This window comes from Flavobacteriales bacterium (genome assembly GCA_025210805.1).
Lineage (GTDB): Bacteria > Bacteroidota > Bacteroidia > Flavobacteriales > CAJXXR01 > JAOAQX01.
The window spans coordinates 88330-115241 of record JAOAQX010000018.1 but is presented as its reverse complement, the minus strand read 5'-3'; the positions used below and the strand labels follow the sequence as shown (position 1 = coordinate 115241).

The window sequence follows — 26912 nt, the reverse complement described above, 5'->3', positions numbered from 1 at the left end:
ATGTTTCAAATAAACAGGACTCAATATATTATGATTCAGACCATTTTAAGTGTCGTTTATTTCTCATCAAATATCATGGATTATTTCAATACGATAACCTTTAAAATATCTTCCTTTGTGGAGTTTGTAGTATATTTTTGACTGATTATTCTAGATTCATCTATACTGTTTTTTATCGTAAAATCGGTGTATAGTAGAGCCATTCTTTTGGAATTAAGTGGGTTTTTTCCAAGTAATTCTAGGTGAATTTTTTTGTTAGGATTTTTCCTAAGCATCACAATAATTTCTTTGAGTTTCTTTTGATCTCCTTTATTTAATATATGGCTGTCTTTTGAGTATTTTAGGGTTTTAATGATTTGTTCTTTTCTCTTTGAAGAGGTTTCTTCTTTTGAATCAGTAACTTCATTTTGAACTTTTTCTTTTTTCTTTTTTGCATGCTCATGCAATGAAGCGTCAACAGGAGCTGACACATTAGATACAATTTTTTTGCTTTTTTGTGCAGGATGGTGCAACATGAAATTGTCATCAAATGTTTCTGCTGAAGTGTTTATAACTTCCTTTTTTCCCTCCTTGTTCGTTGTTGATGAAATAATATTATTTTCTGTTTCCGCTATGATTGTTTTCTCCTCTTCTGTTTTTGGCTCAATAGAGGATACAGAGTTTTTTGGTTTTTTTACGATTGTGGCTACTGGAGAAGCCGCAAAGTTTTGAACTGTATTTTGAACAACATTTGATGTTTCATTTACAGATTGATTTTTAATTGATCGAGGTGTCTCTTCATGTTCTTTTTGATTATGTGTAATTGCTAACTTTTCAGAGTCATTTTTTTGAATCGGTTCAACGTTTTTAACCTCCTCAACAATTGGTGTTATCTCTTGTTTTCGTGTGTCAGTTAACTTTTCAGAGTCATTTTTTTGAATCGGTTCAACGTTTTTAACCTCCTCAACAATTGGTGTTATCTCTTGTTTTTGTGTGTCAGCTAACTTTTCAGATTCATTTTTTTGAATAGGTTTAGTGTTTTTAGTTTCCTCAACAATTGATTTTGGTTCTTTTAGATTCAATTGAGAAATACTATTATCTAAAGTTAATTGATTATAAATAGGATCCTTTTTTACAAACTTATTCACATCGATAGGACTTTTCTTTATTCCATTTTCTAAAACAATTTCAACCTTTTCTTCTTTTAGGGAAGGTTTTCTTGCTTTTGTCTTTAGCTCAAGGTTTTCAGTATCTATTTCTAAAGATTTATTTGATTCAACAGAAACCTCCGCTGATACTACAGGTGTAATATTGTTTTGTCTGTTATTATTAACTTCATTAGCGAGAGAAGCAATATAAGTGCTGTCTGATTTTGATTCTTGGGAGATTTTACTTTCTTGAGTATTTGAAATATCCTCAATGGGTTCTTGTTTTGTTTGCTTTTTCTTTCTTTTTACAAGCCCTAAAAACTGACTGATATCGACTCCTTTCTTTCGTTTACTAGAAGTGTTTTTTATGGGTCTTTCTTCTATAAGCTGAGGCCTGATTTCACGATCATTTTTTTCAGAAACCACAGTAGTGTTTATTTCTGGTTTATTATCACGGACGAAATCTTTAATATCAATTTTTTTATTTTCCTTTTTTACTGTATTATTTACAGCTAACTCTGTTGAATTCGATTGTATATTTTGAACAGAATCTACCGAAGATTCGGATAGAACTAAATCTGCAATATATTGTCTGAGTTCAGCTTGTGATACTTCTTTGTTTCCTAATTCTGTGGTATTTACCACAGTTTCTTTATCGTCTGTAAAAACGGTTTGGTGCATGGTGCTTTTCATTACAGGTTTCTCAAAATGCACCTCTTTTTGGTCAGAGTTATCTATTATTGTTACGTTTTCTATTGTATCATTACTTGAAACCAAGTATTTTGGAGAATCACCTCCAGTGTTTTTCTTTCTTTTAATAATAATAATTTTCTTACCCTTTTTTCTTTCAATTTCAGCTTGGGCTATCTGTATTCTTTTATTTCGTAATGTTTTTGTAGAATTCCATTTTTTAATTGGAATTTTATTATCAGAAGTACCACCTAGATCAAACATAAGTCCTATTTTGAAATTGCTTAACTTATAGTTAGGTGATTCATCCTTTCTTAAAAAATCATTAAATTCAATATTATTAAGATTAAACCATTCATGAGTAAAGACCAAACCAGCACTTTTTGAAAGTTTTACTTCAATTCCAGCTTCATAATTAAGTCCAAAAATTCCTGAGATGCTTTTTTTATTATCGTATTCCAAAATATCAGTGAGGCTAGTAGCTCTAAATTTTGTAATATGATGGCTACCATAATATGCTCCTACACCAACAAAAACATGAGCAAAAGGCTCTTTGTTGCCCCAGAAAAACGCATCTGGATAAATCCTCGTGCCAAAATGAAAGCTATTGAATTCTGATTCAAAACCATTGACATTACTTAAGTTTAGATTTAAATCTCGAATGGTAGAAATAGAATATTTTGCTCCTAGGTCCATAAAGCTAGCAATTTGCTGACGTAAATGGACGGCAAAAACGGCATTAGAAATAGGATGATCAGCTTTTGGTAATCTACTGAGGTTCGTACTTCCATTAAAATACTTGCTTGAGTAAGTAGAGGTTCCAGCTTCTAAACCAAAATTTAAATTGGTTAACTGTCCTAAACTTAATTGAGATATACATCCAAAAAATAAGGTGAGTTGTATGATTTTTTTCATGTTAATTAGTTGATATGTATTAGAATATAAGTTCAAATTTAAGATAGTGTGATTGAATTTTTATAAAAAAAAAGACCTGTACTTTAAGATGTGAATAGGGGATCATATCAATGGTTAAATATTAAATAAGAAAACAACCCCTAAATAACTCATGTAAGAGCGTTTTTTCATTTATAATGGTTTTTTTACGCTGCAAGCAATACAACATTGGTTATTGATGAAATTATCTATATTGCGGTTGAATGGTTTTTTTGAAGAATAACATTTTTTGAATTCTTTGAGTGAATTCAACTAGTGAGCGTGTTATTTAATTGTATTATTATATTCTGCTGAAGGTTATAAAAGATATAGTGATTTTAACTGTATGTGTATTTTGAAAAAAATCAAGGTTTATATTCTGATAAGAAATACTGTAAATCCCAAAGAATTCTACATCTTCTTGGGAAGATCATACTTGTTCCCACAAAAACTTTATTAAATTTGTTACTTCATTAAATCAAACTAGGATTATGAATTTATCATTACTCATGCTTGGAATGCTTGGAGGATATCAAATTCTCATTATTGTTGCTGTTATTTTACTTCTTTTTGGAGGTAGAAAAATACCTGAGCTGATGCGCGGTCTTGGTTCTGGAATCAAAGAATTTAAAGATGCCACCAAGGACGAAGACGAAAAAAAAATAGAGAACAAAGACACTGATAAGTAATTATGGCAAAATACACTTGTCTATCAGATATTCAAAATGATATTCAAAAAGGAAATTCCTCTTGTTTAGAACAAGTAAAATATTTCTTAAAGAATATTGAAGAAAAGAATACCGAAATTAATGCTTTTGTTGAAGTGTACACAGACGAAGCATTGGAGCAAGCCGAAGTAATTGATCAAAAAATCAAAGAAGGAAAGGCTGGGAAACTGGCTGGAATGGTAATCGGTATTAAAGATAATATCTGTTATAAGAATCACAAAGTAACAGCAGCTTCCAAAATATTAGAAAATTTTGAAAGCCTTTATTCTGCAACAGTTGTTGAAAAACTTCTGGCAGAAGATGCTGTGATTATAGGAAGGCTTAATTGTGATGAATTTGCAATGGGATCAGCAAATGAGAATTCCGCTTATGGTCCTGTGAAAAATCCTTTAGACCATACAAAAGTTCCTGGTGGTTCATCTGGTGCAAGTGCAGCTGCTGTAGCTGCAGATATGTGCTTGGCAACTTTAGGTTCCGATACAGGAGGATCAATTCGTCAACCAGCTTCTTTTTGTGGTGTCTATGGGCTTAAACCTACTTACGGACGTGTTTCAAGAAACGGACTCATTGCATTTGCATCTTCTTTAGATCAAATTGGTCCTTTTGCCAATTCTATTGAAGATATTGCTCTACTTACCGAAATTATTTCTGGAAAAGACCCTAAAGACGCAAGCTCTTCTGATAAAGAAATAGATTCTTTTCAACCTTCAAAAATAGAAGGAAAGAAAAAAATAGCCTTTTTAAAAGAATATGTTGAAAGCGAAGGTCTTGATCCTGAAATTAAAGCCCAAGTTTTAAAAACAATTGAAACACTAAAAGCAGAAGGACATACTGTAGAAGCCATAGATTTTCCTTATTTGGATTATCTTGTTCCTACTTATTATGTGATTTCTACAGCTGAAGCTTCCTCAAACCTTGCAAGATATGATGGCGTACATTTTGGGTATCGATCAGAAAAAGGAACAGATTTAGAAAGTATTTATCAAAATACCAGAACTGAAGGATTTGGTGATGAGGTAAAAAGAAGAATTTTATTAGGAACATTTGTATTAAGCTCTGGTTACTATGATGCATATTATACAAAAGCACAACAAGTAAGAAGACTCCTTTCTGATAAAACAAAGGAAATTTTTGAAAATTATGACTTTATTATTGTCCCTACAACACCGCATACAGCCTTTGAGTTAGGTCAACCTATTACAGATCCTACAAAACTGTATCTTGAAGATATCTTTACCGTTCATGCCAACTTAGTAGGAAATACAGCAATTTCTCTCCCAATTGGTAAACACAGTAACGGACTTCCTTTTGGTGTGCAGCTTATGGCTGATAAGTTTAAGGAAAAAGAACTATTGAGTTTTTCTAAATATATCGTGGATATGAGTTAGGTATCTCTAACGATTTTTATAAAAAGACCATCTTTTGATGGTCTTTTCTATTTTAAAATAATTTTATGAAGTATTTAATAATATTATTATCTTTTGTTGCGTTAAATAGCGTAGCGATGCCTCCAGATAGCTTAATGTCTTATGAGATAGAAGCATCAAGTGCTAGGTTAGATTCCATAGATCTACATCTATTTAATACATTTCGTGTGCATGAGGAAGATACTTTTGTATGGAATGGAGAACGATTGTTTTCCCATATTACAGACTCTGTTTTAGAAGAACGTTTTAAGGAAATGGATAAAGAATCACCTATTCATTTTCATTTAACACCTTCGGTAAAAAAAGAAATCAAACGTTTTTTAAATTCCTCTTCAAAAAACATGGCATTGTGGAGAGGAAGAGCAAAGTTTTATTTTCCAATTTTTGAGCAAGCCCTTGATAAAAATAAAATACCAATGGAATTTAAATACATTCCTGTGATGGAATCTGGTTTAAATCCTATAGCCGAATCCCGAATGGGAGCTACGGGGCTTTGGCAATTTATGTATCACACGGGGAAAGCAAATGGATTAACCATAAACTCATATTTAGATGAAAGATCGGAGCCTGCAAAATCTACTCATGCTGCGGGGAAGTATATTAACTATTTATATGACATTTATGGAGATTGGCTTCTAGCTTTGGCAGCTTATAATTCTGGACCAGGAAATGTAAACAAAGCATTGAGACTTGGAAACGGAAAATGGGATTATTGGGCAATTCAGCCTTATTTGCCAAAAGAAACACAAGGATATATTCCAAGATTTATTGCACTTAATTATCTGTTTAAATATTACAAAGAGCATAATATTCGTTATATCAAACCAATCTATTTGAGTGAACAAACAAAAACGCTTCAAATAGATCGGAAAATGCCCCTGAAATTTGTTTCCAAAATTTTGGATTTAGAAATGAAACACCTAACGTTTTTGAATCCTCAGTATAAAATAAAAATTATTCCAGGTAGTGAAACAAAACAATATCCACTGGTAATTCCCGTTACAAAATCAGGTTTGTGGATTGATAAAAACTTTGAACTAGAAGAACTTTTGGCAGCTTATGAAAAAAAGCATAAAATCCATTATCCAAAAGTGAAACAGGTGAATGAGTATTATCGCAGATCAGGAAAAAGAGTCACTTACACCGTAAAATCTGGTGATGTTTTGGGAACCATTGCTCAAAAATTTAATACTTCGGTAAAGAAAATAAAAGCATGGAACAGACTTCGTTCAAATAGGATTAAAGTAGGTAAAAAACTCGTTATTTATAAATAAACGTTCTTTGTTCTAATTGTTTTTTAATGTCATGCCATGAGTAAATAAAACCATAAATGGTATTATCTCTTAGCAGACACTCGATTAGGTAATCAAAATAAATGCAATTTTATTATTAACTGAGTTTGGGAAATAAAAAGAATAAATAGAATTTAGTAGTTAGAAATTAGCATTAAAAGAGTTTGTGATATGAAAAGAAGTTTGTTAGGATTAGTTACAATTATTTCTTTATTGTTTCTAAGTTGTGGGAGTGAGGAATCTTCTAGAAGAATTTTACCAGAATCTACAGGAAGACATTCCGAAATATTGGTTGTTTGCGATAGCCTAGAATGGGAAAATGGGATAGGAAAAGAGTTACAGGCTATTTATGAGAGAGATTATCCTTTGCTTTTAAAAACAGAACCTTTCTTTAATATTATCCGAATTCAAAAAGAACATTTCTCTAGAATTCTTAAAACACATCAAAATATTTTGATAGTTTCTAAAACAGATTCTATTCAAAAAATAAAAACCTACGATGAACTCTGGGCTCAAGATCAAAAGTTGATGCAAATAAGATTTAAAAATCGCCCAGAAATGGCAGACCAAATCCAAAAGGCATCAAAAACACTATTTAATTATTTCTATGAAGCAGATTTAGAAAGAATTTCCAAAGAAAATTCTGTAAAAATGCTGGAAGGTGTGAAAGATCTTTTTGAATCCAATAACAATTTAAGAGTGGTAATACCAGGCGATTTTAGATTGGTTTCTGATTCAGCCGATTTCTATTGGTTTAAAAGAGATAAACCCCACGTAATTGAATCAATAACGATTTATGAAGAAGATTATATTTCTGAAGATCAATATAAAATTGAACAAATTCTTGACAGAAGAGATACACTTTGTAGGGCGCATCTACCAGGTGGTAGAGAAAACTCATATATGACTACCGAATATTATATTCCGCCAGTTTCAGACACCATTGATGTTAATGGTACATTTGGAATAAGAACAAGAGGATGGTGGAAATTAGTCAACGATTTTATGGGCGGTTATTTCATTAGATATAGCTTTGCAGATCCCAATAGAGGAAAGATGATTTATGTAGAAGCATTTCTTTATTGTCCAAAATATGATAAAATGTTTTACCTTCGAGAACTAGAAGCAATACTTCATAGCATTGAAGTAATTAAAAAATAATACGATGAAAAATTTTTGGATTTTACCAGTTTTAGCGATTGGTTTAACATCTTGTGTATCGCAAAAACAATTTGACGAACTCAAAAGTGAAAAAACAGCTTTAGAGAATCAAAATAGAAATTTGAATGAAGAATTAGCAACTCAACAATCTAAGATAGACAATCTTAATAATAATTATGTTGCAAAAGGAAATCAAACAAAATCTCTTGAAAATCGAGTATCGATTTTAGAAACAGAGAAAAAGTATTTAAAAGATCAACTAAATTCGCTCAACGAAAGCTATAATGACCTGATTAATACAAATGAAGGAGCCATCACACAAAAGGCAGCAAAGGTGAAGCAATTAATTGCCGATCTAAAAAAACGTGAGGAAAGACTTGAAAAGTTAGAAAAATTATTGGCTCAAAAAGAAAATCAAATGCAAGGAGTGAAAGAAAAACTCATCCAGGCATTGAAATCTTATCAAGGAAAAGGTGTGAAAATCCATAATAAAGAAGGGAAACTATATGTTTCTATGGATAACTCAATGCTTTTTAAATCTGGAAGATGGGATTTGAATAATGAGGCAAAAACGGCTATTTCAAAATTATCAAAAGTTTTAGCTTCTGATCCTACCCTCAATGTAATGATTGAAGGACATACAGACAAAAAAGCCTATAATGGAAATAATTTCATAAAAGATAATTGGGACTTGAGTGTAAAAAGAGCCACTACAGTAGTAAGAGAGCTCTTAAAAAATACCCAAATAAATAAAAAGCGAATTACCGCAGCAGGTAGAAGCTTATATAGCCCAATTTCTGAAGGAAATACCCAATTAGATTTAGCAAAAAACAGACGAATAGAAGTGGTGATTATCCCAGATTTAACAGCTTTCGAAAAACTTTTGGAATCTAAGTAGACAAAAATAAATCTTACTTTTTATAAATTAAGCCCTACAATACGATAATGATTGTGGGGCTTTTTTTATGCTCAATATGATACAGATGTGCCATAAAGAGCACGAAAAAGACGTCCCTTAAAAGGAGTAAAAAAACAATTAGGATGCTATTCAATAATAAATATTTGTGAATATGTATTGATTTTTGCGGATAGAGTTTTAGAACTTATAAGCCTTTTTTCTAAAAGATACACACTTAACAAGAGCGTATCGATTATAGAAAACAATTAAAAACCACTTAAAAATTTCGTTTAAGTGGTTTAATAATCGTTGTAATAATAGATATTTAAACTTATTCAATAGAGCGATAGAAACTACTGAAGAACAACTTTTTTATTATATGTTCCTTCTTCACTTTCAATCGAAAAATAATAGATTCCTTTTGGTAAATTCGTCACATCAATATGAAGATTATTCGAATGCAAAACCGATGATTTTACAATCCCCCCTGTTGCCGAGTACATTTTCCAATTACCTTCAATCTCTTGGTCGAATATGATATTCAAAACGGATTGCACAGGATTTGGGTACAACTGAGCTTCAAGAGAATTCAGACTTTCTAGGGAAACATTGTTAACCGTTTGCCAAGCTCCAACATCAATTTTCCCATTATTGTTTTTTCTCATTTCTCCGTCAATATCTTTCTCAGGATAGTAGGATAAATATACTGAGGTATCTCCTGTTTCTTGAAAAGCACTTTTTACACGGAAATCAGAGGATGATACCAATTGAAAAGGGCTTGTACTTATTGTAGTAGTCTGTTGAAGATTCGAATAATCTACAAAATCTATCACATTGCTTGTGCTTGCGGTAATATCTATACTGGCACCGGATTGCGAAACCGTCGTACGATCAATAATATAATTGGTTAGTCCATTGTCAAAAACAACATTATTGCAAACAGTTACTTTCAGTGAGTTACTATCGGTGGAAGTTGTTTCCATAGCAAAAGGAGCACGAACGTCTGCATAATAATTTAAAGTGTTGTTTACCATAGTATTATTCACTAAATTGATTGTCATTTGCTTTCCATTTGTTAGATTGGTAAAACGACCACAATTGGCTCCACTTATAGCGTTATCCACAGTATTGTTTTCAAAATGGCAATTCACAATATCCGCGTGACCTCCTCCATTATGAAGGGTTCTATACTCAACGGCAAACCCATAATTACCACCAGAATTTCCAATAATTTGTGTGTTAAAGAGCTTAAAAGATGAGTTTGCTTCAGAACTATAATAACGAATGGCTGGCATAATGTCCGACCAATTATCTCGAATGATACAGTTCTCTATTCTCAAATCTTTATGATCAGAAGTGGATGAATTTATTGCCGATGAACCAACACTTCTTTCGATTATCAGACCATCTAATACAATTTCTTGATTAACGGCTCCACTAGCCGACTCAATATCAATAATCCCGTCGGAATTATCCTCATTCGAAATGTTATTTGGCCCTATCTGTCCCGTATCATCTCCTGATATATCTCCACTTAAAATGGTTGGATGTGTAAAAATATCACGCTGATCTTTGTTTGTTTCTGTTCCTGTGAAACCTCCGTAAATGTTCTCCGCATGTTTGATTTTATACTTTAGCCCTCCATGCTTTAAGGTATATACACCCTCTGCCATCCATATTTCGAGTCCTACTATTGGAGAATTGGTGTCATCATTATCCTCGAGCGCTGAAAATAGCGAATTATACGCATTTGCCCACGAACTTCCATCATTGTTTCCTGTTGCATCTACATCAACATATACAATGTTTTGAGCCATTGATGATAGACCCATTGCAAAAAGAGTTGCAAATAATAATCTTTTTTTCATGATTTTTTGTTTAGTTGTTTTTATTTTTTCTTGATGAAAAGGAATGAAATTTCTTTCCAGATTTCGTATTTATTCCCTTAGCTTACCGATACTTATTGACCTCTTTAGGATTGACGTAAAAAATTCGTTGATCATTATAGAGCATATAGGTTTTACCATATCCATTTCCTTGATATTTTTGACCGATATAAAAACCTTCTCTTTTATAGTTCCCATCTGATGATTTCATCACAACAATACATTTTAGACTTCTACTAAGTGGTAGCCCTGTCAGAATACTCAACTTAACATTCCAATCTGTAGACTCTATATAAGCATATTCTATTTCCTCTTTCCATTGATAGGCTTTGGCGGTTTTTTTAATCAGACTCAATGCGTCAGCCTTCAGCTTTGAGTTCTTCATACCTGATTTCGGCAGTGGTTTTGCGCTTGCTATTTCGCTTTCCATCCATACACGTCTTAAGGCATCATATTTTTCGAAAATAACCTTAGAAGTATGCTCAATATTACTTTGATATTCTGCAAATTTGGAAGTATCTTTCACAGCAAGCACAAATGCTTTTGGCTCAATATTATTCATCCAATAATGCCCCTCTTGATCATTCTTATAATATACATCTACTCCCATTACAAGAACTCCTGGTTCGAGCATCAAACACTGCATATTATTGAATGTAGAAGGTCCAGTACTGCTTATTCCTAACTGAAACATAATATTTCCTTTATCTGCCGATTTTTGATATTGTTCCAAAACAACACCATTATGCCCTGCGGCTTCTTCCCAATACAAATTCATAGTATAGTTTTCAGGATTGTATTCCACAGAAAAACCGTTATAGGCTTTTGGTTTTTCCTTGCTAAAGTGATTATCTGGGGACTTTATACCAAAAGTATTTAGGTAATAGAAACCTGAAAATTGAAGTCTGTCTTCTGCCGATCTTTTATAATTTCCTTTAATTAAAAGTTCTCCATTTTCTGCTTTAAAAAGACGATCCTTATCCGAATAAGTATTCCTATTAAGCTCTGCTTCTCCAATAATTTTTGGACTTAGCTGTTCCGTTTTCTTTTTTCCAAATAAACGGTCTTTTACTAGCCCTTTTATTTGGGCATTTACTGATAAGTGGCATCCAAAAACCAGTAGTATTGCGAAAATTTTCTTGTGCATTTTGTACATTTTTGATTCAAAACTATAGCATAGGTATTGAGCCTCGTTTCAATATCTTCTGAATGGCTTTTTTTATTTCTAAACGCAGACTTTTAAGTAATTCGCAATAGGTAAAAGGATATATATTTGCCTTGTGAGAAAATGGATTTATATAGTACTATTTTGTATTCACTCCCTGTCTTGGGCTCAAGAATACCAATTAAAAAGATTTGAGTATAATCAAAGTAATAGCGGTTTTACAACAAATACGGGATATCATTGGACACAATCCGAAAAAACAGGACGAGTTTGGGTATCTGGAAACTCCGGGATTTTTAGGTTTGATGGAAAAATATTTTACCCCTACAGAACGGTTGGACGAGCAAAGCCCATTTCATCCTTAGTTTATGATTCCAAAGACAGACTTTGGGCGAATAATTTCTACGGAGATATTTTTTATCTACAGAAAGATACTTTTATAAAGCATCCTTTTAGTCAAAAAAATAATGAGCTTACTACCTTTCAAAAACTAAACAATCGATTCTTCTTAAGAACCGAGCAGAAGATTTATGAAATCAACACGGAAGACCTGAATATTTCACTTATTGATTCCTTTTCACTTATTCGAACATTATTTTCCTACCAGAACAAAGTATATGGAATTTGCCAATACAATGATGAGTCAGTAAAAATAATTGATCTCGATTCTGGACAAGGGTTCAGCATAAATAACGATTTTGTAAACAAAAGTCGATGCCGTTTTTTACAAAGTCCTTCAGGAGATTATCTATTTTTTGAAGATGCGAATAAACTCATTTCCGTTACCAATTTTATTGATGGGAATGCAAAGGGTTTTATAGATATACCCTTTGAGGGTAAAATAAACTATGCCAGTCTAGTGGATAAACAATTGGTTTTATGTGGTCCTAATGGACTCCATTTTTTTAGTTTAGATGGTGTGTTTCAGAAGCAACTTTTGAATAAGACTCAAATCACTCATTTCGGAAAAGATTTAGAGGGTAATTATCTAGCTACTACCCATGGCAATGGACTCTTGTTAATTCCAAATATTCATGCTTTTTTATATGATTATAGTAAATATTTGGATAACGAATCGATTCTTAAAAGTATTTACAAAGATGATTATTTGATACATGCCACGAGTGCTGGGAAATTAATTAAACATCAGTTGACCAGCCATAAAATTTCAGTTTTGAATTTTGGTAAACGATGTGAAACGCTTTCTATTTCTTGGACCTCTAATAAGAAGAATCTTTTGGTTTATTGCGATCAACTCTATGAAATAGATTTTAAGTATTGGAAAATTATAAATAGCCACAATCTGTCATCCATTAAAAATATTTTAGCACTACATGACTACACTATCTTAGGAACTCGAAAAGGCTTTATTAAATGGGATAGGCAAAAATTAGAAGATAATAAAGAAATAGGATGGAATATCGATTTGTGCAAAGATGAACAGCGTCAAATTGTTTATATTTCAACTAAAAAGGGTATATTTATGTATCGTACGGAAAATAAGGTTGTTACGCAGATTTATTTTTCATCTTTAAAGAAGAGTGCTCCTACTAATTCACTAGAATCCTTGAGTTCATCCTTTTCTTTTTTACATAATAATACTTGGCTGAAAACCACTGATTTCATCACTCTTGATACCATTTATCATAGCAATACAAGAACCATTAATGCTTGTAAAACACTGAAAGATCATCTGTATGTATTTATGCCTACTGGGGTTATTCAACTCGATAAAAAATATCAATTGGTCAATCGTTTCTCCACACAAAATGGTTTAAATAGTCGCTTGAGCAAAACAGTATTTGAGAATAAAAATCAACTTATTTTTACACATAAAACTTCCATAAGCGTACTACCCATTTTAGAAACTCAAAAAAGGATTAAACCTGAGTTGAGTTTTCAGCCGATTTCAAATTTCAATTCTGAAAACAACCATTTTGTCTTAGCATTCCACCAAAATAATCTCCACCTAAAACTAGAAATCCACAAAGCCCTTAGGTTACGAGGTCAGTTTGAAATATTTTATCGACTTAATGAGGCTTCATTTTCATGGAAAAAACTAGAAGCTCCTTTAGACAATATTCAAGTAGATCGTTTGCCGATAGGAAAAGGTCAAATATTATTTAAAGCAGTGAACATAAATGGTGAAGAATCGGATGTCCTCCCAGTACATTACCAAGTAGATCCTCCTTATTATTTGCAATGGTGGTTTGTCTTACTAATTTTTGCTTTCGTTTTTTTTCTAATATGGAGAATTATTCTGTGGCGTGAAGGAATAATACGCAAAAAAGCATTGCTCAGACTTCAGAAAAAACAACTCGAAACTAGAGCCTTAAAAGCAGAGTTAACTGCTATTCGTTCTCAAATGAATCCACATTTTATTTTCAATGTTCTAACGGCAATTCAGGCAAAGGTTATAGAAGGTAAAACCAAAGAAGCTTATCAAAATATAGGTGATTTTGCAGATCTTATTAGAAATATCTTGGATAAATCGGGCAAGGAATATATTTATTTGAAAGAAGAAATTATTTTGATGCGAAACTATGTAGAACTAGAAAATTCTCGAGTGGAAATACCTGTGAAATTAATCATAATTATAGATGACTCTGATTTTTTTGATCATATAGAAATACCTTCTTTGCTGACACAACCCATGATTGAAAACTCGATTCGTCATGCCTTTAACAAAAGTGACCAAAATAAAATTATCGAAATTAAGACCCAACGATCTTCAAATGGATTTTCACTCACTGTATCAGACAATGGAAAGGGCTTCGGAAATGAAACTAAAAGAAAAGAAACACACCAACCATTTGCTCTGAAAGCTATAAAGAAACGTATTGAAAACATTTCTCAACAATCAACAAGATACCATATCGAACTCCAGACTTCTACTTCCGAAAAGGGTACTCGCCAGTCATTCCTATTCACTTTTAAATAATCCTTATGAAAGCCTTTATTATTGATGACGAAAAAGCTCCAAGACTGATTCTTAAACATCTTTTGGAAGAAATAAATATTGAAATTCTAGTTATAGGAGAATCCGATAATTTAATGGATGGAATAGATCAGATTAAGCAAAAACCAATTGATATTTTGTTTTTAGATATTGAAATGCCCAACCACACGGGCTTAGAAATATTAAATAAGTTTCAAGATCCGATAGATTTTGAAATTATTTTCGTCACCGCCTATAATCAATTTGCCATTCAAGCCTTTAAGTTGTCTGCATTTGACTACCTTCTCAAGCCGCTGAAAAAAAACGAGTTGGAAGATACGCTAAAGCGTTTAAAGAAAAGAAAGGGAAAAGACTTAATGAAGAAAAAAACAACCGTTTTAGAAACAAATTTAAATCCTTATGATAAGCCTGTTTATCTACTTAAAACTCACAAAGAAGAATACTTAATTTTAATTGACGAGATTATCAGTCTTGAAGCTGATGGCATGTACACTCATTTGATTTTAGAAAAAGAAACCATAACAGCCTCAAAGCCTCTAAAAGAAATCCTTGAAGATTTACCTACTCATTTTTTTCGCTCTCACAGAAGTTTTGGAATTAATCTCAAGCAAGTGCATATTCCTTTATCTATAAAAACCGAAGGAATACGAACGAATATCAACACCTACATTCCGCTATCGCAAAGAAATAAAACGAGTTTTTTGAATAAAATTAAAATGTTGATGATCAATACTCCGACAAAAAAAACAAAATAACTTTTTAAAATTTTAACAGCACCCTATTTGAGTCTTTAGGAATAGAGAGGTGATTTTTAAAGATTGGATAAAAGCAAGTTGGACTATACGGTTTGACCTCAATAAAAATGATTTACCGGCTTTTTCTATCAGAGACATTCAACACTATATAACAATAGTTTCTGATACGATTTATTTATTTCAAAGTTCCGAATTAACCCAACTCCATGAAAAATAAAAACCTAATTCAGAAAATCAGAAGTTTAGGCAAAATCGCAGCTTAATTTTTTGTCGAAGTATTGTTAAGGAAAAAGCTTTAAAAAAATAGGTCCATTTGTCATATAAAACGTTTGTCAAAACTCAAGAAAATACCCCAAATGTCAGTCTAATATGTAAAAATGTCAGACAAAACAGCCGAAAAAGCCATGGCACAGCCTTTGACTAAAAGCCACTGTATCGGAAAAAAAGAAAATCTGATACAAAGTATTTTAAAGTGTAACAAAAAGAAAACACCATACAATGAGTAAAATAATAGGAATTGATTTAGGAACCACAAATTCGTGTGTTTCGGTAATGGAAGGAAACGAACCAACCGTTATAGCTAACTCAGAAGGAAGAAGAACAACCCCATCTATTGTAGCCTTTGTAGAAGGAGGAGAAATTAAAGTGGGAGATGCAGCCAAGCGTCAAGCGATTACGAATCCAAAGAAAACCATCGCTTCTATCAAGCGTTTTATGGGAGAATCTTTTGATAATGTAACAGAAGAAGCTGGACGTGTGCCATACACAGTAGTAAAAGGAGACAATAATACACCACGTGTAGATATTGACGGAAAACTATATACTCCACAAGAAATATCGGCAATGGTACTTCAAAAAATGAAGAAAACAGCCGAAGATTATTTAGGAACATCAGTAGGAGAAGCGGTAATTACAGTACCTGCTTATTTTAATGATGCACAAAGACAAGCCACCAAAGAAGCAGGAGAAATTGCAGGACTAAAAGTTCGTCGTATCATCAATGAACCTACAGCCGCAGCACTTGCTTACGGACTTGATAAAACAGATGAAGATAGAACTATTGCAGTTTATGACCTTGGAGGAGGAACTTTTGATATCTCTATCCTAGAACTAGGAGACGGAGTATTTGAAGTAAAATCTACAAATGGAGATACGCACTTAGGTGGAGACGACTTTGACCAAGTAATCATCAACTGGTTGGCAGAAGAGTTTAAAGCAGAAGAAAACATGGATCTTCGCCAAGACCCAATGGCTCTTCAAAGATTAAAAGAAGCGGCAGAAAAAGCGAAGATCGAACTTTCGGCTTCTACGCAAACAGATATCAATTTGCCTTATATTACCGCTACAGCTTCGGGACCTAAGCACTTGGTACGTTCGCTTTCACGTTCAAAATTTGAGCAATTAGCAGATACATTGATCCAGCGTTCTATTGAGCCTTGTAAAAGAGCCTTAGATGATGCAGGAATGACTGCTAGCGATATCGACGAGGTTATCCTTGTAGGAGGTTCCACACGTATTCCAGCAATTCAAGATGTGGTGAAGAAATTCTTCGGAAAAGATCCTTCAAAAGGAGTAAACCCAGATGAGGTGGTAGCTATTGGAGCTTCTATCCAAGGTGGAGTGCTTACAGGAGAGGTAAAAGATGTATTACTTCTTGATGTTACCCCACTTTCTTTAGGAATTGAAACAATGGGTGGTGTTATGACAAAATTGATTGAATCTAACACAACCATTCCTACCAACAAATCACAAGTATTCTCTACAGCAGCGGACAACCAACCAGCCGTAGATATTCACGTTTTGCAAGGAGAAAGACCTATGGCAGCTGATAATAAAACAATCGGACGTTTCCAATTGGCAGATATTCCACCAGCAAGAAGAGGAGAACCACAAATTGAGGTAACTTTTGATATCGATGCAAACGGAATCTTGAAAGTAACGGCAAAAGACCAAAAAACAGGTAAAGAGCAACATATTAAGATTGAAGCTTCTTCAGGACTTTCTGATGATGAAATCCAAAGAATGAAAGCAGAAGCAGAAGCTAATGCCGATGCAGATAAGCAAGCAAAAGAAGTTGCGGAAAAAATCAACCAAGCTGATCAATTGATTTTCCAAGTGGAAAAACAAATGAGCGAATTTGGAGATAAACTTCCAGAAGAGAAGAAAAAAGAAATTGAAGATGCTGTAGCTGAATTGAAAAAAGCACACGAAGCAAAAGATCTTGCAGCTATCGATACTTCAATGGAAAAAGTAAACACAATCTTCCAAGAAGCTTCTCAGCAAATGTACCAACAACAAGGTGGTGCTGATGCAGGAGCACAACAAGGTCCAAATCCAAACGAGGGAGCTGATAATAAAGCAGACGACGTTCAAGATGTAGATTTTGAAGAAGTGAAGTAATACATTTACTAATCAACAATGTAAAAGAGGCTGTCCAAAAGTATTTTGGCAGCCTCTTTTTTTTGTTTTATTGTAGAGAAATGTATGTTTTTAGGGACAGATGAATTTATCTAGTACCTCAAATAATTTTAAAAAATATTATATAAAACTTTCTCAGTTAAACAGTTTTCTTCAAGGGATATATGTATAAGATTAGATCACTCTTACCTCCCAAAAACTCTCCCATCATTTTCAAAAATTTGATTTTTTTGGAGCAATGAATCCAGTCCTTTTTGGAAAACAGGTTTTACTTTACTAGTAAGGCGTCGGAATCCTATGATTTGTGCACTATTTTTTATGAGTTCCTCTGTTGGGAGACTCATTTGTTGTTGGAGAATATGTAAAATAACCTGTTCTATCTCCACTAAGGGGATTTGCTCTGGAGCACGGAGATCGTTGGTGCTTTCAGCGGTTCTAAACCCTTTGTAAAGGGCAGGATCTTGAAAGTTTTTCCAATAAATTATTTCCTCAGATTCCTGTGTAGTTATCCAGTTTTGTTTTTTGCAAATATCATGGAGGAAACGTTCCATTTTTGCCGTAAGTCTGAGGTCGTAGGCATTTAGAAGTCTGCGGTGGAGTAAGCTATGACAGATGGGTGCCTCCTGATGAAGTATTTTTTCAAGTTGATTGACAATTTTAGATTCGTTTTTCTTCAAATAAAAATCATCACTAGATAAATGACCTACTCGTAAATCGGTAGCTTTATACACTGCATTTTTGGGTTCTTCAACTGTTTTTTGTGTAATAGAAAATGCTGTTGAGGGATCTGTTTTATTGAGATCTTTTTCAGGATTTTCGATGAGATCTTGAAGTAATATACCTAAATCAGTCACTATTTTATCGGAATACAACCACCAGTCGGTACTCCAAATTCGGTAAATATTCCAATCTAATAGTTGAAGAACAGTTGGTTGAGTGAAATTTCGATCTCGAGCAGAGGGCGTTTTGAAAAAATTGGGTCCATCTGTTTGAATTCCCAGAATATAGGTATCAGTTTTTTGTGGATGCATCACCGCTAAGTCTATTTTAAAATCAGAATAACCGATATTGGTTTTTATTTTGTATCCTAAGTTTTCTAATTTTACGGCAATGTCTTCTAATAAAAAATCGTTGCCCGAAGTATCTTTTTTAATTCGATTAGAGGTTAAAGCAAATTTTCCTTTTTCGGCATATTCCAAAAAAGCCTTGATACCTGCTATCCCTTTCGATTTTGTTCTTTTAAGATTGATCTCTTCAGATTTCAGGGTAGAAAATACCACCATTTCATAGCGAGATCTAGAAACAGCAACATTTAATCTTCGCCAACCGCCTTCTCTATTCAGTGGTCCAAAATTCAAGGAAAGTTTCCCGTTTTTGTCGGGAGCATAGCCAATAGAGAACAAAATAATATCTCTTTCATCTCCTTGTACATTTTCAAGATTTTTGATAAACAAAGGCTCTTCGTTATTCCATATTTTTGTTTCCAATTCTGGATGATTTTTTAAGGCATCCTGAAGTAAATCTTCAATCAAATTCTGCTGAGTCATACTAAAAGTAACCACACCAATACTTCTATCTGGTAATGAAGAAGCGGCATATCTATCTAAAATATATTGTACAATAGCTTCCGCTTCAGCTCGGTTTTGTCGGGTTTTACCTTTGTCATAAAAACCATCTACGGGCATGTGTTTTACCTTGATGTTTAAATCATCTGGAGAAGGAAAAGTTTGCAAGCTATATTCATAATAGTGTGCATTGCTAAAAGCAATAAGACTTTCGTGCTTGCTGCGGTAATGCCAACGCAATTTTTTTGAAGGCATAGAAAGTGCAGAACAATCATCTAAAATGCTTTCTAAATCTTCTATATCGTTTAAATTTTCATCATACCTATTCGAAGAGAAAAAACTTGTGGGTGGCATCTGTTTAGGATCTCCAACTACCACCACATTTTGTCCTCGAGCCATGGTTCCTATGGCATCGCAAGTAGGTAGCTGAGAGGCTTCATCAAAGATTACTAGATCAAAAAGTTGCTCATCAGCCTTTAGGTATTTCGCCACAGAAAGCGGACTCATTAGCATACATGGATTGATGCGTGGAAGTAAATTTGGAATACGATCAAAAAGACGACGAATACTAATTCCTCTCCCTCTACTGCGAATGGCTTTTTGTAAAATTCCCATTTCAGAACTATTGGTAATTCCTTCTTCAAAATGAGGAATATTACTAGCTAGTTTAGCTTGTAATTCGGCAATGGATAGTTGCTGTAGATAACGTGTTATTTCTTGATATTTTCGAATCTTATTTTCATATAAATCCCCATTAAAGCTTGCAAGTGCTTCGTGGTTTTTTGGGATTAGTTCAATTAATAAGTAATGGATGGATTTTTGAAAAACCCAATGAAGATCTTGAGTAGGTACACCAGATTCGTAGTGAGAAATAAGTAATTGAAGTTCTTGGTTTATAGCTTTTTCTCTAATTTTTAACCATTGATTCCAAAGTCTTGTTTCAGAAAAATCTTCTTTCCAAAGAGTTGTAGATTCCACTAAATGATCTAGCCAATTAGTTTGTTGCTTAACCCAGTTTTTATCCAGGGAGCAAAGTGTAGTGAATGCTGAAAGGTTTTGTTGATATTGTTGATATAGTTCGTTTAATACTTCAAAGAATTGAGCATTTTTTCCTTCCCACAAAACCGATTTATTAGAGATTATTTCGGTGATTTTTTCTATAAAATTTCTGTCAATTTTATATTGATGAATCCAACTTTCAATCTGATCTTTAAAAATGGAAGTTTGGTTGATCGCTTCCGAAATTTGTTCCCAGTTTGTTTCTCTTTGTTCCCACCAGAAATCTAGCGTCTTAGCAAGGAAACTTTTTTCATCTTTAATCTTTTTATTTTCCTGTTGAAACAGCAATAATTTTTCTAAAAAGGCATCTGTTTCTTTTTCTCTTGTTAGAAATGGTTTTATTTCTTTTGTGATCTTTCTTTGAGCAAACCATCTAGGTAAAAACCATTTATTTTGGGCTATTTTCCACCTACTTAGAAGTTGATCAGCAGGTAATTCTAACCCAGATTCTATACAAAATTCACTTAATAGTTCTCGGGCAATTTTTTGTGATTTTTTCCCATAGGGTAGGAGTTCAGAAAGTTTATCGAGGGTTTTATGATCAGAGAAACAGTCTGAAATTGCATTCGGAAAAGTTGAAATTTGGGGAATATTTTGGGCAAAAATCATAAAATTATCCAAAGAATCTTTTGTCCAGTTTCCTTCAAATAAATTGTTGAGGATTTTTATCTTTTCAGAAAGAGCTTTTGCATCGTTTTCAATTGATGAAAGCATTTGTTCCCATGTAGTTTTAGAGATATCTGGAGCTATTTTATGAATTCCAAATAATGAATGATCTGCAGGGTGTCCTGTTTGTTTTCCAATTGTTTGAATCTCTTCAATAATTTCAATCCATTCATCATAATTTTTCTCGGTTTTGTTCTTCAAAAAATCGGAAGTAAAAGGAATTCTTTCTAAAACATTTTTAAGGCTTAATGCTTCTGAAAATGCTTGAAATAAGGAGAAACCAATGGGATGTTTTTGGTGAAGGGCTTGTTGGTATGCTTGTAAATCAAATTTTAATTCGGCAAGTTTTTCCACCTGAGTTTTAAATTCTTCAGGACTGGTTTTTTTTACCACTTCAGTGGTTTCTTTTAGTTGTTGTAATACCGCCGATTTTTTCACTTTATCAGAATGTAATTCTAAGCAAAAAGGAGCTAAGCCAATATTTTCAAGTCTTTTTTCTACCACTGAAAGTGCTGCCATTTTTTCGGCAACAAAAAGAACTTTTTTACCTTGATACAAGGCATTGGCAATCATGTTAGTAATCGTTTGTGATTTCCCAGTTCCTGGAGGTCCGTGAAGAATAAAACTTTCTCCATGTGTGGCTGCATAAATTGCTTCAAGTTGGGAAGCATCTGCGGGTATAGGAAGTAGAAGTTCTTGGGCTTTTTTTGCATTATAATCTAAAGAAAGAATTTCTTGATTAGGTTTCCATTGCAATTGATTTTTTACCAGAGAATCTACCACTTTGTTTTGGGTAAGTTTTTGTGCATGATGATGAATATCATTCCAAAGCATAAACTTATTAAAAGAAAAAGTTCCTAAAAAATTCACCTCTTCCACTTGCCATCTTTTCTGATCCAAAATTCCTTGGCGGATAATAGAGAATACCTTTTTTACATCAATACCGCTTTCATCTTTCGGAAGTTCTTCTAGTCCATGTATATCGATATCAAAATCATAACGAAGCATTTCCAAAAGGGTAATATTCATCATGGTATCTTCCTCTCTCGTTCGAACAATATATCCTGCTTTGGCACTTTTTCTCACCATCTCAACAGGTACCAATAAAAGAGGAGCAAAACGAGCTTGTTCGCTATTTTCTGTTTCATACCAGCGCAAAGCACCTATGGTCATAAACAAGGTGTTGGCTCCATTTTCTTCTAAGGAAACCTTTGCTTTACGGTAAAGAAATAGAATGCTTTTTTCAAGTTCTTTAGGACTTTGGTAGGTTCTTATTCTATTAATTTCCTGTTCTTTTTGTAGAAGAGAATGAATAGATTCTCGTTTACCGAGAGCTGGGAAAATCCCTTTGGTATCCATTGGTGGAATCCATTCTTCGGGTTTAGGAAAGAGTGTATATTCTTTTCCATCGGCAAAACCATCTTCTATTGTGTCTATATCCACGGTAAGTAACTGTAAAACAGATCGTGTGGCACGTATATTCAGAAGGTTGTTTCTAAGTGAAAGGTCAAGTAATTTTCTTTCCCATAAGTCTTGTCGAGAAAAAGTTGTTTTTTGTAAAGAATCTAAGTTATGAATTTCTAGTTTTTCTGGAGCTTCATGATAAAGGGAATCAAAATCCTCTTCTTTTTCTGGTAGAACTAACTGGTAACCTTTGTCTGATAATATTCGTTGTGCAATAGGACGAATTCCTGCCAATCGAGCTCTTTTAATATCTACAAAATATTCAAATTCGGCTTCTTTTTTAAAGGTATCTTTGGCAATCTCGATGGCTTCTTCAAAAGCTTGTTGATTTCCGTCTGTGAGGGTTGTTGTTTCTAGAAGGAGTATTTCATGAATCCCATCGGCAATTCTATTTTCAATCAGGCTACTGTCATCATTTACGGCATCTGGAAAAAGAGTGTCACTTAGCCAGACTCCCAAATAAGCATGTCCTTTTTTGAAGATTAAAATAGGGTATAATCCTATAGCTTCTAAGCAACTGGAGAATAAAATAGAAGTGTCTAAACAGGTCCCCATTTTGTGTTCAAAAATCTGATCTGCAGTACGAATTCTTTGTCCTTGCCACTCAAAACTTATGGGCGGATTTACATAAGTGATTTTTAGTTCTTGAAGTGCTTGGAATACAGCAGCAATTTGCTGTTTAACATGGTTTTTATTTTTTTGCTGATACCCGTCCAAACTCGGGTTTTTTGTCCATTCTTTAATAATCTGTGCCGTTCTTCTTTGTACTTGAATGATAGCTGGATGATTGGGCGTAACAAATGCAGCAATAATTTCTGGGAAAATATGAGCTCCAGACCAATAATCATAGGGGAGAACCTCAATAGGATAATCTCTACGAATCCATCGTCTGTCTCCTATAAAGATCTCCAAACGCATTTCTTCTTCTGTTTTTTCGGTAAGTGAAACAAGGGTTTCCTTGTTAAGAGAAATAGGTGGTAAACTTACTTCAACAGGGATTTCTGGGGATAATTTGGGAATAGAGAGTTCTATGGCTGAAAATAAATTTCCCGAGGATTCGAGACGTATCAGAATGTTTTCATGAGGTTCGTTTTCAGTGTTTTCTAGGGTGAATTTCTGAATGAGTTCTATTTTGTTTTGAACAATCGCAAAATTCACTTTTTCTATATACTGAAAATCTACAGTAAATTTAGAGCTCTGAACGTATTCCATATTGATAATTTATTGAAGAAAAAATTATTAATGAATATTCAAAAATAAGGTATTTGGATGGATAAAATACAAAAGAACTACTTAGTTTTCACCCCAAAACTTCCACCATTTATTTGTGAGTTTTGAATCTTCTTCTATTTCTGAAAGAATATCTATGAGGTGATTAAGTTGATTCATCGGAATTATATGAGTTTCAAAAACAGTGTTTGTGCTACTATGCTTTCTAGATCCGCTTCTAGAAAGAGCAAAACAATTATTTTCTTTATCAATCATTTTAAGACCAAGACCAAATTCTATTTCATGTTCATAAAACAACATAAATTCCTCTACCGTTTCTAGCTTTGGCGATTTTCTTTGCCAATAATATGCACGAATACTACCTAATTCTAATGGTTTTTTATTATTTCTGAAAGTATGTAATAGGGTAATTAATTCCTCAAAATTGGGGTCTGTTTCAAAAGTTAGTACAAAGTGAGTCATTTCACCAATTTGCCTATACTGTGAAATATTTTTAGCAAAATCCTTTTCTGTATGATTTTTTACAATATCATACAGGAGATTCTCTAATTTTTGTTGATTTTTTAGCTCTAATTGAATTCTGGTTTGCCTCATCATATCATTTGTAAATGTTTTTTATTGAATGCTCAATTTTACTGACATTATAGGCAGAAAAAAGTGCTAATAATCTTAAACTCCATGTTAGTAATAACTCTATGTATCTATTGATTTTTATTATGTTATCCTCAATGAAAATATAAAATTTATACATAAATAAAATCCAAATTATTACGGTGATAAGAACACATATAATTAGTAAAGTTTTGTACAAGATTTTTTTGGTTGATTGATTAAGAGATATCAGTAAAACATAAAACAATGGAAAAGGAACAATGAAATGTCTTAATACTAAAAAAATAAAACCTATTCCGAATTTTTCATCAAGTAAATATCCTAGTCCTTTAAAATAGTTTTCACCGAAATTTGAGAAATTGTTTTCTAGAAAATAGGATGAAAAAAAATAAAAGAATATGAAGAATATTAGTCCTGAGAGTATCTTAATTATTTTTTCCATTGTTATCATTTAAATTCCGAAAACGTTCTATTTTCTTTTGTAATTTATCAAAAAATGGTTTTTGATTTTCGAAGCTATATCCATTTTTTGTCATCTTTATATAATAATTTTTAGTTTCAATGATTAGTTCTGTTTCTTTAATGTGGTATTCTTTAAGCCAATAAATACCAAAATATCGAGCATTTTTTATCGAGACACCTAGTTTTAACAAAAGCCACATAGGTGAAAATGGAAATGGATTGACTAATTCATTGCCTTTTGTCAAAATAATATTTTTAATTTCTCCGTAATGAATAGGAATAGTGAGTAATTCATTGGAATAATTAGATCTTAATAATAATCCATTTTCGAATAGCTCAAAGCTGCATCTTGAATTTATTTTGAGTGCTCTATCAGTATGGATTTTGTTTTCAAATTTTTTAATATAATAAAAAGAGCTACTTGATACTTTTGTTATATCAAATCTTTGTTTAATTGGTAAGCCAATTAATTTTCGAATTTGATAATCATAAGTTTCTTTTTCTCTTAGAATCATGTTGGAGAACTGTGTAAGGTGTTTTGTATTGGAGTTTATACAGATATTGCTAAAATACACTTTTAGAGCATATCAACAGTTTTAAAATATTTGATTTTGTTAATAATTTCCAACTTAAAATTCATTCAATCATAGTTTTATGCCATTTGCTTTGTTAAATATATCCATATATTTTGTTTATTTTTCGGAGTTTTTCGTTGTAGAATATCTCTTATCCTCCTGAAAAGTCAGAACAAGCTCTGGAATTAAAATTCCTCCCGACTTTTCGGGACAAGCTATTGAAGGGGGGAAGGGGGATGTTGCATCTTGTTTCATAATCGAATAGCATTTCTTTAGTTTCTTTTTATAGGTGTTTACTTTGTGTAACATCCCCCTTCCCCCCTTCAAAGGGGGCTTATAACAGTGAGTAAATTAGCACCATAAATAGAATTATTAGTGCATTTTTTAAAATCACCACAAATTTTTATCCAAACTTCGGTATTGTATGGCTTCGGCTAGGTGAACTACTTCAATGTTTGGTTTGCCATCTAGGTCCGCTATGGTTCTAGAAAGTTTAATGATTTTGGAATGTGCTCTTGCAGAGAGATTAAATTTTTGCATGGCTTGTTTGAGAAGTTCTTGCCCATTTTCGGGTATTTCACAAATTTGCTCTATCATTTTGGCATTCATTTCGGCATTACAATGCACTTTTTCCATGTTCTGAAAACGATGAGTTTGGTGTTTTCTTGCCTCAACAACTCTTTTTCTTATTTCGAGACTGGTTTCAGAAGTTTGTTTGGAAGCCAGTTCTCCATAATCTACTGGGACTACTTCTATATGCATATCTATTCGATCTAAAACAGGACCTGAAATTTTTCCTAAATACCGCTGGACAATATTGGGAGCACATTGACAATCTTTTGTGGGATGGTTATAATATCCACAAGGGCAGGGGTTGATTGCGGCTATCAGTACAAAACTACAAGGATAAGTGACCGAGAATTTTGCCCGTGAGATATGTACTTCTCGATCTTCAAGGGGCTGACGCATCACCTCAAGTGCAGATTTGTTAAATTCCGTCATTTCATCTAAAAAAAGAACGCCATTGTGAGCTAAAGAAATTTCTCCCGGTTGAGGATAAGAACCTCCGCCAACTGTAAATTACAACACTAAATGAGAATAAAACGCTGATTTTAGTACTGTATTTACAAAAGAAGGTAGGAATACAGAGTAGAAACCAACCAAAACTAAGGTGAAATTTTAAAAGTGGATGAGAATAATTACGAGAAACAACAGAAATTTAGATTTGTCAAATTTCAATTTGACCGATAATATTATTGATATTCAAAGAATAGACAATGATGACTTAGAGGAGGATCAGTTAATCACTGATTTTAGAACATTTTTTGAAGTTAAGATCGAGGTAATAGAATATAATTATAGAGGTGTAAATTTTATTATTGATTTATACGGGAGAAAGCATAAATTTTGTCCTCCTTTTATTTTAATGAATTATGATAGGTCATTAGAAATAATTAATATTAAGGAGATTTCAACAATTGACGCTAGTATTACTCAAGTATTTAAAAAGTATTGTATTGATTTAGGTATCAAATTTATTGAATATAAATATGAAGATTTTAAGCATTCTAATGAGTTGCATAATTCAAATTTCCTATTAAAATATAAAAGACCTGGATATGGATTTGATTATAATAGGATGAGTATTGTTAATAAGACATTACGAGAACATAAATCGTTAACTATTCAAAATATACTTGATTATTCAGTGAAAAATGAAGATAACAAGATATTACTTTTATATACTATTTGGGTAATGATCGTTCATAAGAGCATCTTATTTGATTTTAGTACTAAATTAAGTATGAAAACAAAAGTATATTTGTAGTAAAACAGATAA

At 32.8% G+C, this 26912-nt stretch carries 15 protein-coding genes and 1 pseudogene; 9 read left to right on the top strand and 7 right to left on the bottom strand.

Going from position 1 to position 26912, the window contains the following annotated elements; genetic code table 11:
- Positions 1-80 precede the first annotated feature (80 nt).
- Positions 81-2732 carry a hypothetical protein gene (locus N4A45_07190; GenBank protein MCT4665002.1) on the bottom strand — a complete coding sequence of 884 codons (2652 nt, stop codon included), beginning with the start codon at positions 2730-2732 and terminating at the stop codon, positions 81-83.
- A gap of 509 nt (positions 2733-3241) precedes the next feature.
- Here N4A45_07190 and N4A45_07185 point away from each other — a divergent pair.
- The 5 genes from N4A45_07185 (at position 3242) to N4A45_07165 (ending at position 8256) form a co-directional block, all read left to right on the top strand.
- Complete coding sequence (locus tag N4A45_07185) at positions 3242-3439, top strand: twin-arginine translocase TatA/TatE family subunit (protein ID MCT4665001.1); 198 nt, start codon at positions 3242-3244, stop codon at positions 3437-3439.
- Between the two features lie 2 nt (positions 3440-3441).
- Positions 3442-4866, top strand: coding sequence for an Asp-tRNA(Asn)/Glu-tRNA(Gln) amidotransferase subunit GatA (gene gatA, locus N4A45_07180; protein MCT4665000.1), 1425 nt, complete (start codon positions 3442-3444; stop codon positions 4864-4866).
- Positions 4867-4931: 65 nt separating this feature from the next.
- On the top strand, positions 4932-6179 hold the full coding sequence (locus N4A45_07175; protein ID MCT4664999.1) for a transglycosylase SLT domain-containing protein: 1248 nt from the start codon (positions 4932-4934) through the stop codon (positions 6177-6179).
- A 189-nt stretch (positions 6180-6368) separates the two neighbouring features.
- Positions 6369-7358, top strand: a complete 990-nt coding sequence (locus N4A45_07170; GenBank protein MCT4664998.1) for a DUF4837 family protein — start codon at positions 6369-6371, stop codon at positions 7356-7358.
- A 4-nt stretch (positions 7359-7362) separates the two neighbouring features.
- Positions 7363-8256 carry an OmpA family protein gene (locus N4A45_07165; GenBank protein MCT4664997.1) on the top strand — a complete coding sequence of 298 codons (894 nt, stop codon included), beginning with the start codon at positions 7363-7365 and terminating at the stop codon, positions 8254-8256.
- A 353-nt stretch (positions 8257-8609) separates the two neighbouring features.
- Here the strand turns inward: N4A45_07165 and N4A45_07160 are convergent, their stop codons facing one another.
- Together N4A45_07160 and N4A45_07155 are read right to left on the bottom strand one after the other, a co-directional pair.
- Positions 8610-10124, bottom strand: a complete 1515-nt coding sequence (locus tag N4A45_07160) for a T9SS type A sorting domain-containing protein (protein ID MCT4664996.1) — start codon at positions 10122-10124, stop codon at positions 8610-8612.
- 82 nt (positions 10125-10206) lie between these two features.
- Complete coding sequence (locus N4A45_07155; GenBank protein ID MCT4664995.1) at positions 10207-11289, bottom strand: hypothetical protein; 1083 nt, start codon at positions 11287-11289, stop codon at positions 10207-10209.
- Positions 11290-11422: 133 nt separating this feature from the next.
- On the opposite strand from N4A45_07155, the gene N4A45_07150 reads away from it, so the two are divergent.
- From N4A45_07150 to dnaK, 3 genes are all read left to right on the top strand, one after another.
- Positions 11423-14248, top strand: a complete 2826-nt coding sequence (locus tag N4A45_07150) for a histidine kinase (protein MCT4664994.1) — start codon at positions 11423-11425, stop codon at positions 14246-14248.
- Between the two features lie 5 nt (positions 14249-14253).
- Positions 14254-15021, top strand: coding sequence for a LytTR family DNA-binding domain-containing protein (locus tag N4A45_07145; GenBank protein MCT4664993.1), 768 nt, complete (start codon positions 14254-14256; stop codon positions 15019-15021).
- 498 nt (positions 15022-15519) lie between these two features.
- Positions 15520-17421, top strand: coding sequence for a molecular chaperone DnaK (gene dnaK / locus N4A45_07140; GenBank protein MCT4664992.1), 1902 nt, complete (start codon positions 15520-15522; stop codon positions 17419-17421).
- Between the two features lie 203 nt (positions 17422-17624).
- Here the strand turns inward: dnaK and N4A45_07135 are convergent, their stop codons facing one another.
- The 4 genes and pseudogenes from N4A45_07135 to N4A45_07120 all read right to left on the bottom strand — a co-directional run bounded on the left by N4A45_07135 (position 17625) and on the right by N4A45_07120 (position 26146).
- On the bottom strand, positions 17625-23405 hold the full coding sequence (locus tag N4A45_07135; GenBank protein ID MCT4664991.1) for a DUF3320 domain-containing protein: 5781 nt from the start codon (positions 23403-23405) through the stop codon (positions 17625-17627).
- 81 nt (positions 23406-23486) lie between these two features.
- On the bottom strand, positions 23487-24020 hold the full coding sequence (locus N4A45_07130) for a hypothetical protein (GenBank protein ID MCT4664990.1): 534 nt from the start codon (positions 24018-24020) through the stop codon (positions 23487-23489).
- A 440-nt stretch (positions 24021-24460) separates the two neighbouring features.
- A complete protein-coding gene (locus tag N4A45_07125) occupies positions 24461-25012 on the bottom strand; it encodes a hypothetical protein (GenBank protein ID MCT4664989.1) in 552 nt (183 codons plus the stop codon).
- Between the two features lie 450 nt (positions 25013-25462).
- A pseudogene (locus N4A45_07120) lies at positions 25463-26146 on the bottom strand (ATP-binding protein).
- Positions 26147-26261: 115 nt separating this feature from the next.
- On the opposite strand from N4A45_07120, the gene N4A45_07115 reads away from it, so the two are divergent.
- Entirely contained in the window at positions 26262-26900 is a 639-nt protein-coding gene (locus tag N4A45_07115; protein MCT4664988.1) for a hypothetical protein, read from the top strand.
- Positions 26901-26912: the final 12 nt, after the last annotated feature.